Annotated in this window: 12 protein-coding genes and 1 pseudogene; 9 read left to right on the forward strand and 4 right to left on the reverse strand. The window is 74.9% G+C overall.

Annotated features, from left to right (window positions below):
* On the reverse strand, window positions 1–461 hold a 461-nt coding region (locus C1A33_RS08310), incomplete at its 3' end, for a nitroreductase/quinone reductase family protein (protein ID WP_101830936.1).
* Window positions 462–543: 82 nt separating this feature from the next.
* Window positions 544–756: a hypothetical protein gene (locus C1A33_RS08315; RefSeq protein ID WP_101830937.1), complete on the reverse strand. Its 213-nt coding sequence runs from the start codon at window positions 754–756 to the stop codon at window positions 544–546.
* Between the two features lie 189 nt (window positions 757–945).
* Here C1A33_RS08315 and C1A33_RS34685 point away from each other — a divergent pair, with 189 nt between their 5' ends.
* Both C1A33_RS34685 and C1A33_RS08320 read left to right on the forward strand, forming a co-directional pair.
* On the forward strand, window positions 946–1116 hold the full coding sequence (locus tag C1A33_RS34685) for a hypothetical protein (protein ID WP_165818288.1): 171 nt from the start codon (window positions 946–948) through the stop codon (window positions 1114–1116).
* A 9-nt stretch (window positions 1117–1125) separates the two neighbouring features.
* Window positions 1126–2697, forward strand: coding sequence for a bifunctional adenosylcobinamide kinase/adenosylcobinamide-phosphate guanylyltransferase (locus C1A33_RS08320; RefSeq protein ID WP_101830938.1), 1572 nt, complete (start codon window positions 1126–1128; stop codon window positions 2695–2697).
* On the opposite strand, the gene C1A33_RS08325 is transcribed toward C1A33_RS08320, so the two are convergent.
* On the reverse strand, window positions 2679–6713 hold the full coding sequence (locus C1A33_RS08325) for a DUF4062 domain-containing protein (protein ID WP_243407322.1): 4035 nt from the start codon (window positions 6711–6713) through the stop codon (window positions 2679–2681). The two genes, C1A33_RS08320 and C1A33_RS08325, sit on opposite strands and share 19 nt — an antisense overlap.
* Before the next feature lie 97 nt (window positions 6714–6810).
* On the opposite strand from C1A33_RS08325, the gene cobT reads away from it, so the two are divergent.
* The 4 genes and pseudogenes from cobT to C1A33_RS08345 all read left to right on the forward strand — a co-directional run bounded on the left by cobT (window position 6811) and on the right by C1A33_RS08345 (window position 10370).
* The gene (cobT, locus tag C1A33_RS08330) at window positions 6811–7977 is read left to right on the forward strand and encodes a nicotinate-nucleotide--dimethylbenzimidazole phosphoribosyltransferase (RefSeq protein ID WP_279354597.1); all 1167 of its coding nucleotides are present in this window, start codon (window positions 6811–6813) and stop codon (window positions 7975–7977) included.
* A gap of 19 nt (window positions 7978–7996) precedes the next feature.
* On the forward strand, window positions 7997–8824 hold the full coding sequence (locus tag C1A33_RS08335; protein ID WP_101830939.1) for an adenosylcobinamide-GDP ribazoletransferase: 828 nt from the start codon (window positions 7997–7999) through the stop codon (window positions 8822–8824).
* A gap of 57 nt (window positions 8825–8881) precedes the next feature.
* Window positions 8882–9025: pseudogene (locus tag C1A33_RS08340) on the forward strand (response regulator transcription factor); the annotation flags it as partial.
* Window positions 9026–9155: 130 nt separating this feature from the next.
* Window positions 9156–10370: a Fic family protein gene (locus C1A33_RS08345; RefSeq protein ID WP_101830940.1), complete on the forward strand. Its 1215-nt coding sequence runs from the start codon at window positions 9156–9158 to the stop codon at window positions 10368–10370.
* Between the two features lie 89 nt (window positions 10371–10459).
* Here C1A33_RS08345 and gcvT read toward each other — a convergent pair whose 3' ends face one another.
* Window positions 10460–11557 (reverse strand): glycine cleavage system aminomethyltransferase GcvT, encoded by a 1098-nt coding sequence (gene gcvT, locus C1A33_RS08350; RefSeq protein ID WP_101830941.1) that lies wholly within the window; start codon window positions 11555–11557, stop codon window positions 10460–10462.
* A 47-nt stretch (window positions 11558–11604) separates the two neighbouring features.
* Between gcvT and C1A33_RS08355 the strand changes: the two genes are divergently transcribed.
* From C1A33_RS08355 to C1A33_RS08365, 3 genes are all read left to right on the forward strand, one after another.
* Window positions 11605–13122 (forward strand): leucyl aminopeptidase, encoded by a 1518-nt coding sequence (locus tag C1A33_RS08355; protein ID WP_101830942.1) that lies wholly within the window; start codon window positions 11605–11607, stop codon window positions 13120–13122.
* A 233-nt stretch (window positions 13123–13355) separates the two neighbouring features.
* Window positions 13356–14738, forward strand: coding sequence for a dihydrolipoyl dehydrogenase (lpdA, locus tag C1A33_RS08360; RefSeq protein ID WP_101830943.1), 1383 nt, complete (start codon window positions 13356–13358; stop codon window positions 14736–14738).
* A gap of 120 nt (window positions 14739–14858) precedes the next feature.
* Window positions 14859–15153 (forward strand): biotin/lipoyl-containing protein (locus tag C1A33_RS08365; protein ID WP_341477200.1); only part of this gene is annotated, 295 nt, incomplete at its 3' end.

The following is a 15153-nucleotide window of genomic DNA, read 5'->3' on the forward strand; positions in this document are numbered from 1 at the left end:
GCCTCAGTGAGCACGAAGGCGGGGTGGCGGGGGGCGATCCGGCGGATCTCCTCGTCGCTGGAGTTGGGGCCGACACCCTCGAAGAACACGCCGACCTCGGCCTTCCAGCGCTTCAGGTAGGCGCGCAGAACCTCGACGCTGTCGGCCGGCGGGATCTCCGCGGCGTGGTAGCGGGTCCGCGAGCGGCCCCGGAGCAGGTACAGCTCGCCGTCGGCGGCGCGCACGTTGCGCACCCACTGGCCGTGCCCGCGCGCGGAGACCAGGTACTGCCGACCGTCGAGGACGAGCAGGTTCACCGGGGTGCGCCGCGGCTCACCGCTCGTGCGGCCGCGCACCTCCAGCACCCGGCTGCCCAGCAGGCTGACGCCGGCCCGGGTCAGGCCCGCGACTGCGCGGTTGAACACGTTGCGGGTGAGCCAGCCGGGGGCCCGGTAGTGCGCGTTCGACGGCTGCTCTGTCATGACCTGTTACCTCCACCTCGACGAACCATTCAGCTAACGCCGTTAGCCACAAGAAGAGCTAACAGCGTTAGCTGGCGGTCCGTCAAGTGACCGGGCGCAGGTTCATCGGGCCGTACACCCGCCGGCCGGCCTCCAGCAGCGTGACCTGGATGACACCGCCGGCGAGCAGCTCCCGCCAGGACTCCCCGATCCAGGTCTCCGCGTCACCCTGACTGGTGAAGGACTCGGAGCCGGCCGCGCCGTCGACCGTCGCGGTCGATCCGTCCTCAACCTCGTATCGCCAGGTCCAGGTCATGGGCGCGTCCCTCCAGCCGGGCGGCCCAGGTCCGGGCCGCCGTGCTCGCCCGGCCGGTCAGCCGGTGGACCCATCTAACCGTGCCAGGCCCTTTCCGGCGGTGCGGGCCGCACGGCACTGGCGCGGACGGGGACACCCGGGCCAGGATGTGCTCGCACACCTGTCTCGTGAGTGGGAGGATCAACCCGCGTGGGAACGACCGTCTACAACGCCGCCGCCTTTGCCGCCGAGTCCGCGCAGCACGAGCCGCCACTGTCCTGGTGGGCCGCGGTGGTCGTCACCTTCGTGGCGATTTTCCTGCTCGCCGCCGTGCTCGCGCTGATGACCCGCTGGGAGCGCAAGCGCCACCCCCACGTGTGATCTCCGCAGATGCGGGTGACCCTGCTCGGCACGGGTTCGGCGGACGGCTGGCCGAACCCGTGGTGTGACTGCGCGTCCTGCGCCTGGGCGCGGGCCCACGAGGTCCGCGGGCAGACGGCGGTGCTCGTCGACGGCGCGCTGCTCATCGACTGCGGTCCGGACGTGCCACGCACCGCGGCACGTCTCGGCATCCGGCTGTCCGGGCTGCGGCACCTGCTCGTCAGCCATGCGCATCCAGACCATCTCGGGCCGGAGAGCCTCATGTGGCGGTCCTGGTCGTCCGTCGCCGAGACGCCGCTCGACGTCGTCGCGCCACCCGCGGCGCTGGAGGTGTGCCGCGCCTTCCTGGCCCGCGGGGAGGGCTCGGACCCGGACCGGCCCGGCGCGCCGCTGCGCTGGCACCAGGCGACGGCCGGCGACGAGCCGCTTCGGCTGGGTACCGAACCGCTGGGCGATGGATCGCCGGGCGATGGGCGGCTGCGCGACGCGGCGCCCGGCGGCGCGCCGCTGGGCGGGGGGTATCTGGTGCGGCCGCTGGCCGCGCGGCACGGGGACGCGGGCATCGGGCCGGCGGTCCTGTACGACGTCACCGCGCCGGACGGCGGGCGGCTGCTGTACGGCTGCGACACCGCCGCGCCGCTGCCCGACGCCACGCTCGCCGCCGTCACCGGCCGGGCGTACGACGTCGTGCTGCTGGAGGAGAACAACGGGGACCGGCCCGGCTTCGGCGAGCATCTCGATCTCGACGACTTCGCCGGTGTCGTCGCCGAGCTGCGCCGGCGCGGCGCCGTCGTCGACGGGACGCACGTGCTGGCCGTGCACCTGAGCCATCGCAACCCGCCGGGTGACGAGCTGGCCCGGCGACTCGCGCGGGTCGGCGCGCGGGCGCCGGTCGACGGGGAGAGCTTCGACGTCGCCCCCCGCGCCGGGCGCCCGGCGGTGGCCGCCGTGTCGGCACCGGCCCCGCGTCGAGTGCTGATCACCGGCGGGGCGCGGTCGGGGAAGTCCGCGGAGGCGGAGCGGCGGCTGCTCGGCGAGCCGGTGGTGGTGTACGTCGCCACCTCGGCACCGCCGGACCCGGGCGATCCCGAGTGGGCGGCGCGCATCGCCGCGCACCGCGCGCGCCGACCGGCGGCCTGGACCACGGTGGAGACACTCGATCTCGTCCCGCTGCTGCGCGCGGCCGGACCGCCCCTGCTCGTCGACGGCATCGGGCTGTGGGTGGCCGGACTTCTCGACGACCCGAAGCTGCGCGACGACCCGAAGCTGCGCGACGACCCGGACGCACTCGCGGCCCGTACCGCCGAACTCGTCGAGGCCTGGCGGCACACCCCCCGCGTCGTCGTCGCGGTCACCGACGAGGTGGGGTCGGGGGTCGTCCCGGCGACCGCGGCGGGCCGGCGCTTCCGGGACGCGCTCGGCCGGGCCAACGCGGCGCTCGCCGCCGCCGCCGACGAGGTGTGGCAGGTCGTCGCGGGCGTGCCCGTCGCCCTGCGTCCGCCACCGGGCCGGCCTTTGGAGCCAGGTCGCGACTGCGAACCAGGCCAGGGCTCCAGATCGGCTCAAAGCTCCAGGTCGTAGCGAAACAGGCCGGCCGAGCAGGCGACGACGAGGCCGCGGCCGAGGTCGGGCGGCAGCCAGGCGCAGGACCGGGCGGCGCCGTCGAAGCGCATGATCGTGACGCATTCCCAGTTCGCCGTGCCCCAGATCCGCAGTGCGCCGTCGCCGCCCGCGGTGGCGAGCCAGCGGCCGTCCGGCGAGAAGCGGGCGTCTCGCACGGTGTGGACGTGGCCGGCGAGCGTCGCGACGGGCGCGCCGTCCGGCACCTGCCACACCCGCACCAGATGGTCGGAACCCGCGCTCGCGAGCAGCCGGGAATCCGGAGAGAACGACATCCCGAGCACGTCGCCGGCGTGGGCCGATCCGCCGTCGTCGGACACGGCGTCCACCTGGTGGTCGGCGTCTCGGGCGGACCACAGCCGCACCGTGCCGTCGCCGCCGGAGGCGACCCAGCGGCCGTCCGGGCTGACCGCGCAGGAGTGGGCCGCCATCCCGGGGGTGCTGGTCACGCGGACCGTGACGGGAAGGGGCTGGCCGCCCGCCGCGCCCCAGCGGCGCACCGTGCCGTCCGCGCAGGCACCGACGACCCACTGGCCCGTCGGATCGAGCGCGAAGGCGTTGATCTCCACGTCGGCCGTGAGGGTTGCCAGCACCTCGCCGGTCAACGGGTCCCAGCGCCGTAGCGCGGTGAGCCCGACGGGAACGATCACCCAGGTCGCGTCGGGCCCGACCTCGACGCCACGGGCGAGGTCCACCGCGCCGGGACGCTCGGCCGCGCCGCTGGGTTGGCCCGAGTCGAGCTTCCAGCTCGCGACGGTGCCGTTGTCGGTGTAGGCGACGACCAGCGGCCCAGGTCCCAGCGGCAGCACGGCGGCGCCGCGCATCGGCTCGTCGCGGCCGCCGACCGGCGGCTTGGGCTCGTCGATGTCGGTCGCCCACAGCCGGATCGCGCCGTACCGCCCGGCCGCCGCGACCCATGACCCGTCCGGGGACACGACGCAGGCACGGCTGCCCACCGCGCCGGACAGGTCCGTGCGGTGCCGGCCGGTCACCGCGTCCCAGAGCCGGATCACGCCCTCCCGGCTGGTGGTCGCGAGCAGTCGGCCGTCGCGGCCCACGGCGGCGCCGCGAATCGCGCCGGCCGGTTCGCGGATCACACCGACCTGCTGGCCGTCGGGAGTCGACCAGCGCCGGAACGTGCCGTCCTCCCCCGCCGATCCGAACCACGCGCCGTCCGGGGCGGCCGTCAGGGCCAGCACGGCACCCACGTGGCCGGTCAGCGTCACGGTCGTGCGCCCGGTCGACGGATCACAGACCCGGATCACGCCGTCGTCGCCGGCGACCGCGATCCAGCTGCCGTCCGCCGCGGGCACGCACGCCCGTAGCGGTGCGTCGGAGACGGTCGCGGCGACCAGTGGGGTGCCGTCGGCGACGTCCCAGCAGCGCAGCGTCCCGTCCACGCCGGTCGACACGACGCGTCGCCCGTCCGGGGTGAAGGCGCAGGCGGTGACCGCGCCGCGGTGCCCGCGCAGCACCCGGGCGGCGGGCGTGGGACCGTCGCCGGGCACCGGCCAGAGGCGGACCGTGCCGTCCGCGCCGCCGGAGGCGACGAGGCGCCCACCGGGTGCCACCGCGCACGTCGACACCGCGCCGTCGTGGCCGGTCACGACGGTCTGGCCGCGCCCGTCAGGAACCTCCCACAGGCGCACCGTGCCGTCGACGCCGGTGGAGACCAGCAGGTTGCCACCGTCGGCCACGGCGAGGCCGTCCGCCCACCGGTGGTGGCCGCCCAGGGTGCGGCGCAGGGCCGGATGCGGCAGGTCGGGGCGGGACCAGCCGTTGACCAGGCGGGGCGCGGGGACGAGCGGGTCGAGCCGGGCGCGGATCGGGTCGAGGTCGGGCCCGGCGTCCAGGCGGCTGAGCAGGATCGCGCCGAGTGAGGTCGCCGGCCGAGTCGGGGTGAGCAGGTGGGCGTCGCGCAGGACGACGCGGCGCACAGCGGCGAGCTCGCGGTCGGCGGGCAGGGCGCGGGCGCCGAGCGCGAGGTCGGCCTCCACGGCGACCGGGCCGAGCTGGGGGCGGGCCAGTTTCGCCAGCAGCCAGCGCGGGTCCCGCAGCAGTGACGCGACCGCGTCGGTCCGGCCCGCGCCGAGCAGATGCGCGACCAGGTTGCTCCAGGCGTAGCCCGCCGTGTCCGGCAGCAGCCACCACGGATCGCCCGCTTCCCGCGGACCCCGACTTCGTGGGTCCGGTGCCTGCGGGCCCTGGAACTGCGGGTCGGGCGTCGTGACGTCGAGGAAGGCGTCGCGCAGGGCATCGCAGAGGACCCCTTCCAGATCGCGCAGACGTTGCGGGCCTACGCGCATGCGCAGGTAGCCGCGCAGGACGTCCTGCAGCAGCAGGGCAGCGGGGGCGCGGCGGTAGGCGACGACGAGGGAGAGGTCGGCGAGCTCCTCGCAGAGGTCGTCGACCTCGTCCGGGTCGAGGTCGCCGGTGGCACCCCAGTAGGCCTCCAGCACCCCGCGCGGGATCTCCACGTCCTCCGGGAAGACAGCGAGTTCGAGATAGCGGTCGAGACGGTGGCCGGTGAGCAGCCCGAGGCTCGCGGCCAGCGTGGACTCGACTGCCTCGCTGCGGTGCGCGGCGCGGGTGACGTCCAGTCCGGTCGGGCCGCGGCGTTCCATCCGGTGCGCCACCCGCTCGATCGCCCGCGCGACGCTCATCCCGTCCCGCACGTGCCGGACCAGCGCGCGGTTGACCAGGCGCAGCAGCACCGGCCACCGCCCGGTCAGGGCCAGCAGCCGCTCCGCCGCCCCGTCCGGCACGCGGCCGTCAGGCACGCCGCCGAAGAGACCCCCGCTGGTCAGCGCACCGGCAGAGAGGCCGGTGGCACCGCCGGTGGCACCGCCGGTGGCACCGCCGGTGGCACCGCCGCCCGGGAGGGCGCTGTCTGGGACGTCCCGCAGCAGCAGCGCCATCGCCTCCAGGTGGGTCATCGCCGGGACCTCGATCGGGCGGCCCCAGGGCAGCAGGTCGCGCAGCCGGGTCGTGACGATGCGGACGGTGCCCGGGCCGCCCTGCAGGAACGGCATCAGCTGGGTGCGGTTCCACACGTCGTCGACGACCAGCAGCCTCGGCTCGTCACCGAGCAGGGTGCCGAAGTGGAAGCCGGCCTGTTCCGGGTCGGACAGGGTCGGGCGGACGCCGCCGAGCGCCTCGCTGAGGTCGTTGATCCGGTCGGCGAGGGGCGCGCCGTGCAGGGACGCGCCGACGGTTACCCACAGCAGACCGCCGTCGAAGTGCTCCCGGATCGCCGGCGCCCGGCACGCCGCGGCCGTCACGGTCGTCTTGCCGATGCCGCCGGTGCCGTGCAGGACGACCGGCCCGCGTTCCGCGGCGAGCACGGCGGCGACCACCCGTCCGGTCAGCTCGGTGCGGGGAACCGTGTCGCCGGGCCCGGCGGGCAGCATCCAGGGCCGGGCACCGCCGGCCGGGCCGCCGGCGGCGGCGGCGAGGATGGGACCGGCGTCCGCGCGGCGCTGCGACTCCCGCAGCTTGACCAGCGCGTCCAGGACCGCCGTCTCCAGGTCGCCGACGCCGCGGAAGTCGGCGGTGATGATGCCGGACTCGCGCAGCCGGCGGCGGAACTCCCGCTGGCGGTCCGCGTACGTCTCGTCCACGAAGTCGCCGAACGGGACCTCGGCCAGGTAGTCCAGCAGGAACACCAGGCGGGGAATGCCGGCCTCGGTCGCGGCCGCGAACTCCAGCTCGGTGAAGGAGTACGCCGGCTGACCGGGCACCGGCGAGCCGTAGCGGAAGGCGATGAGCCCGACGTAGACGTCCGAGGAGCGCACCGCCCGCACGCAGAACTCGGCGGGGTCGGCGTCGCGGGCGCCGAAGTACTCCATGTCGATGGCCCGGTCACCGGCCAGCGCGATCGCCCGCTCGGCGGCGGCCACGAACGACCGCTCCCGGGGGAAGCGACGCAACTCCGCGGTATGGCTCAGGAACACCCGCCGCTCGCGGTCCGGCACAATCCGGAACGTATCCGATCCGGTCGCCCGCGCGCATCCCTCGCCGGCTCCGCCGAGACCCCACGCGGAGCCGGCCCGGCGATCAGGTAGTAAGGACGTCGTGGAATCGCATGAGGTAGACAGCGTCGCGGTGGAGCACGGCGCCGTGGAGAGCACCGTGCCGGCCGTCCCCGAGCTCGACGAGGTGGCGATGGTGGCGGCGCGGCGCCGGCAGGGCGAGCTCACCAAACCGCCGGGGGCGCTCGGCCGCCTGGAGGAGCTCTCGATCTGGATCTCCGGGGCGCAGGGCGCCTGCCCGCCGCGCCCGTTCGAGCGGGTCCGGGCGATCGTCGTCGCCGGCGACCACGGCATCGCCGGCAGTGGCGTGTCCGCGTACCCGAGCGACGTCACCGCGCAGATGGTCGCGAACTTCGCCGCCGGCGGAGCGGCCGTCAACGTGCTGGCCCGCCAGGTCGGTGCCGAGGTGCGGGTCGTCGACGTCTCGGTGGACAGCCCGGCGCCGGTCGGTCCCGCCGGGGTGGACGGCACGGCACCGCCGGAGCGCTACCGGGTGCGGCGCTCCAGCGGGCGCATCGACCGGGAGGACGCGCTGTCCGTCGAGGAGGCCGAGCGCGCGTTCCTGGTCGGCCGGCTCGTCGCCGACGAGGAGATCGACGCGGGCGCCGACCTGCTCGTTCCCGGCGAGATGGGGATCGGCAACACGACGCCGGCGGCGACGATCGTCGCCCTGCTCTGCGACCGCGAGCCGATCGAGGTCGTCGGGCGCGGCACCGGCATCGACGACGCCCGCTGGATGGTCAAGACGGCCGCGATCCGCGACGCGATGCGCCGTGGTCGGCCCTTCGCCGGCAACGCCGCGTCCGTGCTGCGGGTGGTCGGCGGGGCGGATCTCGTCGCGCTGGCCGGGCTGCTGGTGCAGGCGGCGGCGCGGCGCACCCCGGTGATCCTCGACGGTGTGATCGTCTGCGCGGCGGCGCTGGCGGCCGAGCGCATCGCCCCGGACGCGCGGCGCTGGTGGGTGGCCGGTACCCGCTCCCCCGAGCCCGCCCAGGCGATCGCGCTCCACGCGCTCGGCCTCACGCCGCTGCTCGACGCCGGCCTGCGCCTCGGCGAGGGCACCGGGGCCCTGCTGGCGGTGCCGATGCTGCGGGCCGCGCAGGCGACACTCGCCGAGATGGCGACGTTCGACCAGGCCGGCGTGAGCGGCAAGGCCACCGAGGCCCTCGACGCGCACCGCGCGCCGGCCGAGTACTCCGACCCCACCTGACGGCGGCGACGTTCCTGTGATGCTGGCGGCGCGAACCGCGTTCACCCTGCTGACGGTGCTGCCCGTGCGCGGGCCGGATCGGCTGGACCGGCGCCTGGCCGGGCGGGCGATGGCACTGGCACCGTTCGTGGGCCTGGTCGTCGCGCTCGTCGCGGCGGTGGCGGTGTTCGGCATGCGGATCTCCACCGGGACGCCGGGACACCGCACCCAGACGGTGCTGCCCGCCGCCGTCGGCATCGCCGTGCTCGCGCTCGCCAGCCGCGGCCTGCACCTGGACGGCCTGGCCGATCTCGCCGACGGCCTCGGCGCGCGCCGGGGCCGGGGCCGCGAGCGGGCGCTGGAGGTGATGCGGGAGTCGACCGTCGGCGCCTTCGGGGTGATCGCCGTCGTCTTCGTCGTGCTGCTGCAGGTCACCGCGCTCGGTGCCGCCATCTCCGTGCACCGGGGCACCGTGTCGCTGCTGGTGGCGACCATGACGGGGCGGCTGGCCGCCACGCTTGCCTGCGCGGGCGGCACCCCGGCGGCGCACCCGAACGGCCTCGGCGCCCTGGTCGCCGGTTCCGTGCGCACCCGCGACGCCGTGCTGTCGTTCCTGGCCGTGTGCGCGGTGGCGGCGCTGGCCGGGCGGTTCGACGTCGACGGCGGCGACACCAGCCGGGCCGTGCGCGGCGTGTTCGCCGTCTGCGTGGGGACGGTGGCGGCGGTGGGGATGCGCCACTACCTCGTCCGCCGCCTCGGCGGCCTGACCGGCGACGTCCTCGGCGGCCTCATCGAGCTCACCACCACGATCACCCTGCTGTTCATGGCAATGACTTTCCCCACCCCCGCCCTGCACCTGTGGACCTAGCGGTGCCCTACCAGCCGTTGCCGATCTTCCTCCAGCGCCCGCCGCGCCGAGGACCCGCTGACGCCCCGCGAGCACGAGGTGGCCTCGCTCGTCGCCCAGGCGCTGTCCAACCGGCAGATCGCGGCCCGGCTGGTCCTGAGCGAGCGCACTGCCGAGAGCCATGTCCGGGCAATCCTGCACAAGCTCGGGTGCGTCAACCGGACCGAGCTGATCGCCGGGGGGCACCTGCCGCCCCCTCGCCCGCGGGCCCACCATGCGCCGCCGCCGTGGATGCAAAGTCGACTTTGCATCCACACTCAAGATCGCAAGTTTTCGGCCCTAAACTTTCCATGTGGACCCGCAGCTGTTCGAGCACAGCACCACCGGCAGCCTGGTGACGATCACCGGTACCGACGCGCGGGCCCGGGAGTACAAGCATGTCGCCTTCCAGCCATACCCGCTGGGCAGCAGCGAACCGGCCCTGACCGGAACCACCTGGCGCGCGGTCAGCGAGGCCCGAGGCGCCCTCGGCCGCCTCGGGCAGGCCGGCCGGCAGATCCCCGACCCATCGCTCCTGCGCCAGCCGACCCTGCGTGCCGAGGCCCAGAGCACCTCGGCGCTGGAAGGCACGTTCGCGCCACTGGACGACGTGCTCGCCGCCGACCTCGCCGAACCGGAGGCCCGCAGTGCGTCCCTGCGGGAGGTCCTGAACTACGTCGAGGCCGCCGAGACGGCGTTCGCGTCGCTGGACGAGGGCCGCCCGCTGTCCGCCGTGTCCCTGTGCGAGATCCACCAGGTCCTGGTCCGAGGCACGCCGGCGGAGACGTCCGATGCCGGCCGGATCCGGCGGGTCCAGGTCGCGATCGGAGGTCACGGCGGCGCCCTCCACACCGCCCGCTTCGTCCCGCCGCCGCCGGGCGTCGAGCTGGAGGCCGCAGTCCGCGACCTGATGGACTGGGTCGGCAGCACGTCGCGCGCGCTCGACCCGGTCGTGGCCGCGGCGATGGCCCACTACCAGTTCGAGACGCTGCACCCCTTCAACGACGGGAACGGACGGATCGGGCGTCTCCTCGTCGTCCTGCACCTGGTCGCGAGCGGCGCCCTCACCCATCCGCTCCTGACGATCTCCCCGTGGTTCGAGCACCGCCGCGGCGAGTACCAGGATCGGCTGCGGGCGGTCAGCTCCGACGGACACTGGGACGGCTGGATCGGATTCTTCGCCACCGGCCTCGCCGAGTCCTGCCACCAGACGCTGCGAACGGTGGAGGACCTGCTGGGTGTGCAGGCCGCGTACACCGACCAGATCCGGGCCGCGGGCCTGACCGGTGGGCTCGTCCGCGACATCGCCGACCGCCTGATCGGAAACCCGTTCGTGACGGCGACCTCCGTCTCGGGCCTGACCGGGAAGACGCCACAGGCGGCGCGCAACGCCATCCTCCGGCTGGTGGAGATCGGCGTGCTGCGCGAACGCACACGGCGGAGCTACGCCCGGGCCTACGAGGCCCCCGACGTCCTCGACATCCTGCGGCGCCAGTCCTCGCCGGACCGGTCGGCGCCTGACACCTGAGCGCGGGAGACCTTGCGCCCGGGAGACCCTGGCGGCGGGGCGCCGTCCGCTCGTCCGGACCGGACGCGGCTACGCCGGCGGAGGCACGGCTACTTCGGTGACGAGGGGACGAACGGGGGGCGCACGACCGTCATCGGGCTGGGGCGGCCGCGGACGTCGACGTGCACGGTGTCGCCCTCGGCCACGCCGCGGGCCAGCAGGGCGAGGCCGATGCCCTGGCGCAGCGTCGGCGAGAACGTGCCGCTGGTGACCTCGCCGAGCGGCTCGCCCGACGCCGAGGTGACGGCCATGTGCGGGCGGGGGATCGCCCGGCCGGTGGCGCGCAGGCCCCACAGCAGCCGGGCGGCGCCGGCGGCCCGCTCGGCGGCGAGCGCGCCGCGCCCCCAGAACCGCTCCTTGTTCCAGCCGACGGCCCAACCCGAGCGCGCCTGCACCGGCGTGATCGACGCCGAGAGGTCCTGGCCGTGCAGCGGATATCCCATCTCGGTGCGCAGCGTGTCGCGGGCGCCCAGGCCCGCGGGCGACACCCCGAACGGCTCGCCGGCGGCGAGCAGCGCATCCCACAGCGCGGGCGTGTCGTCCCAGCGGGGCAGCAGCTCGAAGCCGCGTTCGCCGGTGTAGCCGGAACGGCAGACGATCACCGGGCGGCCCTGCCAGCTGGCCTCGGTGAAGCTCATGTAGTCGCCGCCCGTCGGCAGCCCCAGCGCCTCGACAAGCTTGGCGGAGGCCGGCCCCTGCACCGCCAGCACGCCGAGGTCCGCGTGCCGGTCGGTCACGGTCACGCCTGTCGGGGCCGCGGCGGCGAGCCGGGCGACGACCTCGGCGTTGTTCGCGGCGTTCGGCACGAGCAGCACCCGCTCCGCCGAGACGAGATAGGCGATCAGGTCGTCGACGACTCCGCCGTTCTCGTCACAGCAGAGGGTGTACTGGGCCTGTCCGGGGGAGATCCGGCCCAGGTCATTCGTCAGGCAGGCGTCGACGAACGCCGCCGCGCCCACGCCCACGACCTCCGCCTTGCCCAGGTGGCTGACGTCGAACACCCCGACCGCCTCGCGGACGGCCTGGTGCTCGGCGAGCACGCCCCGCCCGGCGTACTCGATCGGCATCTCCCATCCGCCGAAGGCGGCCATCTTCGCGCCGAGGCCGACATGACGGTCGTAGAGCGGGGATCGACGCAGCTGTGCCATGGCGCCCAGCCTAGTGTCGCCACCCAGTCGTTCAATACGCTCACCGCATGACAGCCATCGCTCCCAGCTCCGCAGCCCTTGCCGATCTCGACGTGGACGCGGTGGTGATCGGCACCACGTCCGGTGACGGCGGGGTGGCGGTCGCGGGGGGCGCGGGCGAGGTCGACGCGGCGCTCGGCGGGCGGCTCACCGGCGTGCTCGCCTCGCTCGGCGCGACCGGGCGGGCCGGCGAGATCGTGCGGTTCGCGACGCTCGGCGCGCTGCCCGCCGCCACCGTCGTCGCGGTGGGCCTCGGGGCGTCCCCGGTGGATGACGAGGTGCTGCGCCGCGCGGCGGGCGGCGCGGTGCGCGCCCTGGCCGGCACGGGGACGGTCGCGCTCACACTGGCCGCCGCCGGTGGGGTGGTCACGGCCGGGGCGCTGCGGGCGGTGGCGGAGGGCGGGCTGCTCGGCGCGTACGCGTTCGACCGGCTGCGCACGACCTCGGCGAAGGGGCGGCCGGCGCCGGTCGAGGCGCTGACGGTCGTCGTCGACGAGGCGAACCGGCCGCTGGCCGAGCGCGAGATCTCCCGCGCCGCGATCACCACTGAGGCGGTGGCGCTGGTCCGCGACCTGGTGAACACCCCGCCGAGCCACCTGTCCCCCGCGCAGCTCGCCGACGTGGCCGTCGAGAAGGCCACCGAGGCCGGGGTCGCCGTCGAGGTGCTCGACGAGACGGCGCTGACCGAGGGCGGATACGGCGGCATCCTCGGCGTCGGGCAGGGCTCGGCCAACCCGCCACGGCTCGTCCGGCTGGAGTGGCGCGGCGACGCCGCCGAGCATCCGGCGCTCGCGCTCGTCGGCAAGGGCATCACCTTCGACTCGGGCGGGCTGTCGCTCAAGCCGCCGACGGCGATGGAGTGGATGAAGGCCGACATGGCCGGTGCCGCGGCGGTCCTCGGCGCCGTACTCGCGGTGGCCCGGCTGCGGCTGCCGATCACGGTCGTCGGCTGGCTGCCGTGCGCCGAGAACATGCCGGCCGGCGAGGCCATCCGCCCCTCGGACGTGCTCACCCTGCGCGGCGGCACCCGCGTCGAGGTGCTCAACACCGACGCCGAGGGACGGCTCGTCCTCGCCGACGCGCTGGTGCGCGCGGGTGAGGAGTCGCCGGACGTGATCGTCGACGTGGCCACGCTGACCGGCGCCCAGATCGTCGCGCTCGGGCAGCGCACCAGCGGGGTGATGGGTCGCGGTGGGCGCGCGGTCGACGCGGTCGCCTCCGCCGCGGCGGCGACCGGGGAGAGCGTCTGGCCGATGCCGCTGCCGCCCGAGCTGCGCAAGGGCCTGGACTCCACCGTCGCCGACCTCGCGAACGTGCACGGCGGCGGCGGCCGCGAGGGCGGCATGCTCGTCGCCGCCCACTTCCTCGCCGCCTTCGTCGGCGACGAGGCCGACTGGGCGCACATCGACATCGCCGGGCCCTCGTGGAACGGCGGCGAACCCCACGGCCACACCTCCAAGGGCGGCACCGGCGTCATCGTCCGCACCCTCGTCCAGCTCGCCGAGGACCTCGCCACAGCCTCCTGATCCCCGCACCATCCGCACCATCCGCGCGACGGCCGCGCGACGCCGCGCCCCGCCGGCCACGCGACGCCGGCCACGCGACGCAGGCCACTCGCCCATCCGAGCTGACGCGGGACGACCGCGTGAAAGACTGGGCTCGGACCGACGTGCGGTGGGCGACGGTGCGGCGTGGCCTGACGCGCCGGCCCGCGCAGAACGTCGGTTCCGACGGAGCTCAACGAGAAGGGATCCCTGGCGTGGCGGATTCAGCGGCCGGTCCCGTCGATCTGGTCGTCCTCGGCGGCGGAAGCGGCGGGTACGCCGCCGCGCTGCGCGCCGCGGAGCTCGGCCTGAGCGTCGTTCTGATCGAGAAGGACAAGCTCGGCGGCACCTGCCTGCACCGCGGATGCATCCCGACCAAGGCGCTGCTGCACTCGGCGGAGATCGTTGACAACATCAACGAGAGCGAGACCTTCGGGGTCCGCTCCACCCTCGACGGCATCGACATGGCGAAGGTCAACGCCTACAAGGACTCGGTCGTCGCCGGCCTGTTCAAGGGACTGACCGGCCTGGTGAAGGCGCGGGGCATCGAGCTCGTCCAGGGCACCGGGCGGCTGGTGTCACCGACCGCGGTGGCGGTGGGCGACCGGGTCGTCGAGGGCCGGCACGTGCTGCTGGCCACCGGCTCGTACCCGAAGACGCTGCCCGGGCTGGACATCGACCATGAGCGGGTCATCACCAGTGACGACGCCCTGGTACTCGACCGGGTGCCCGCCTCGGCCGTCGTGCTCGGCGCCGGCGCCATCGGCTGCGAGTTCGCGTCGGTGTGGCGGTCCTACGGCGCCGAGGTGACGATCGTCGAGGCGCTGGGGCACCTCGTCCCGCTGGAGGACGAGTCCAGCTCGAAGCTGCTGGAGCGCGCGTTCCGCAAGCGCGGCATCACCCAGCACCTGGGCGCCCGCTTCGCCGGGGTGAAGACGACCGACGACAGCGTCACCGTCTCGTTGGAGAGCGGCAGGACCATCGAGGCCGAGCTGCTGCTCGTCGCCGTCGGCCGCGGGCCGGTGTCCGCGAACCTCGGGTACGAGGAGGTCGGCGTCGCCCTCGACCGCGGCTACGTCCTGGTCGACCGCGAGCTGCGCACGAACATCCCGACCATCTCCGCGCTCGGCGATCTGCGCCCCGGCCTGCAGCTCGCGCACGTCGGGTTCGCCGAGGGCATCTACGTCGCCGAGCGGCTCGCGGGGCTCAACCCGGTGCCCGTCGACTACGACAACATCCCCCGCGTCACCTACTCGCATCCCGAGGTGGCGTCGGTGGGGCTGACCGAGGCGGCGGCACGGGAGCGCTTCGGCGAGGTCCGCACCGTCACGTACAACCTCGCGGGCAACGGCAAGGCGCAGATCCTGCGGACCACGGGCGCGGTGACGCTGGTGGCCGCGCCCGACGGCCCGGTGGTCGGCGTTCACATGGTCGGCGACCGGGTGGGCGAGCTCATCGCGGAGGCCCAGCTCATCACGAACTGGGAGGCGTTCCCCGCGGAGGTCGCCCAGCTGATCCACCCCCATCCCACCCTGTCCGAGGCTCTCGGCGAGGCGCACCTGGCGCTGGCCGGCAAGCCGCTGCACACGCACGGCTGACCGGTCGGCCCGACCCACCCACGACGTTCCAGGCCACGCCACAGCAACAGCAACAGCGCGCCTCCGGCCGGCCCGCTTGCGCGGTGCAGATACCGGAAGCGACGAAGGAGTCGTTCCAGCATGTCTGTATCTGTCACGATGCCCCGGCTCGGGGAGAGTGTCTCCGAGGGAACCGTCACCCGTTGGCTGAAGCAGGAGGGCGAGCGCGTCGAGGCCGACGAGCCGCTCCTCGAGGTCAGCACGGACAAGGTCGACACCGAGATCCCCGCCCCCGCTGCCGGTGTCATCAGCTCCATCAAGGTCGCCGAGGACGAGACCGTCGAGGTCGGCGTCGAGCTCGCGGTCATCGACGACGGCGCCGAGGGCGGCGGTTCCGCCCCGGCCCGTCGCGTCGGCGGCCATGAAGATCGCGCAT

It is taken from the genome of Frankia canadensis (assembly GCF_900197875.1).
GTDB lineage: Bacteria > Actinomycetota > Actinomycetes > Frankiales > Frankiaceae > Frankia > Frankia canadensis.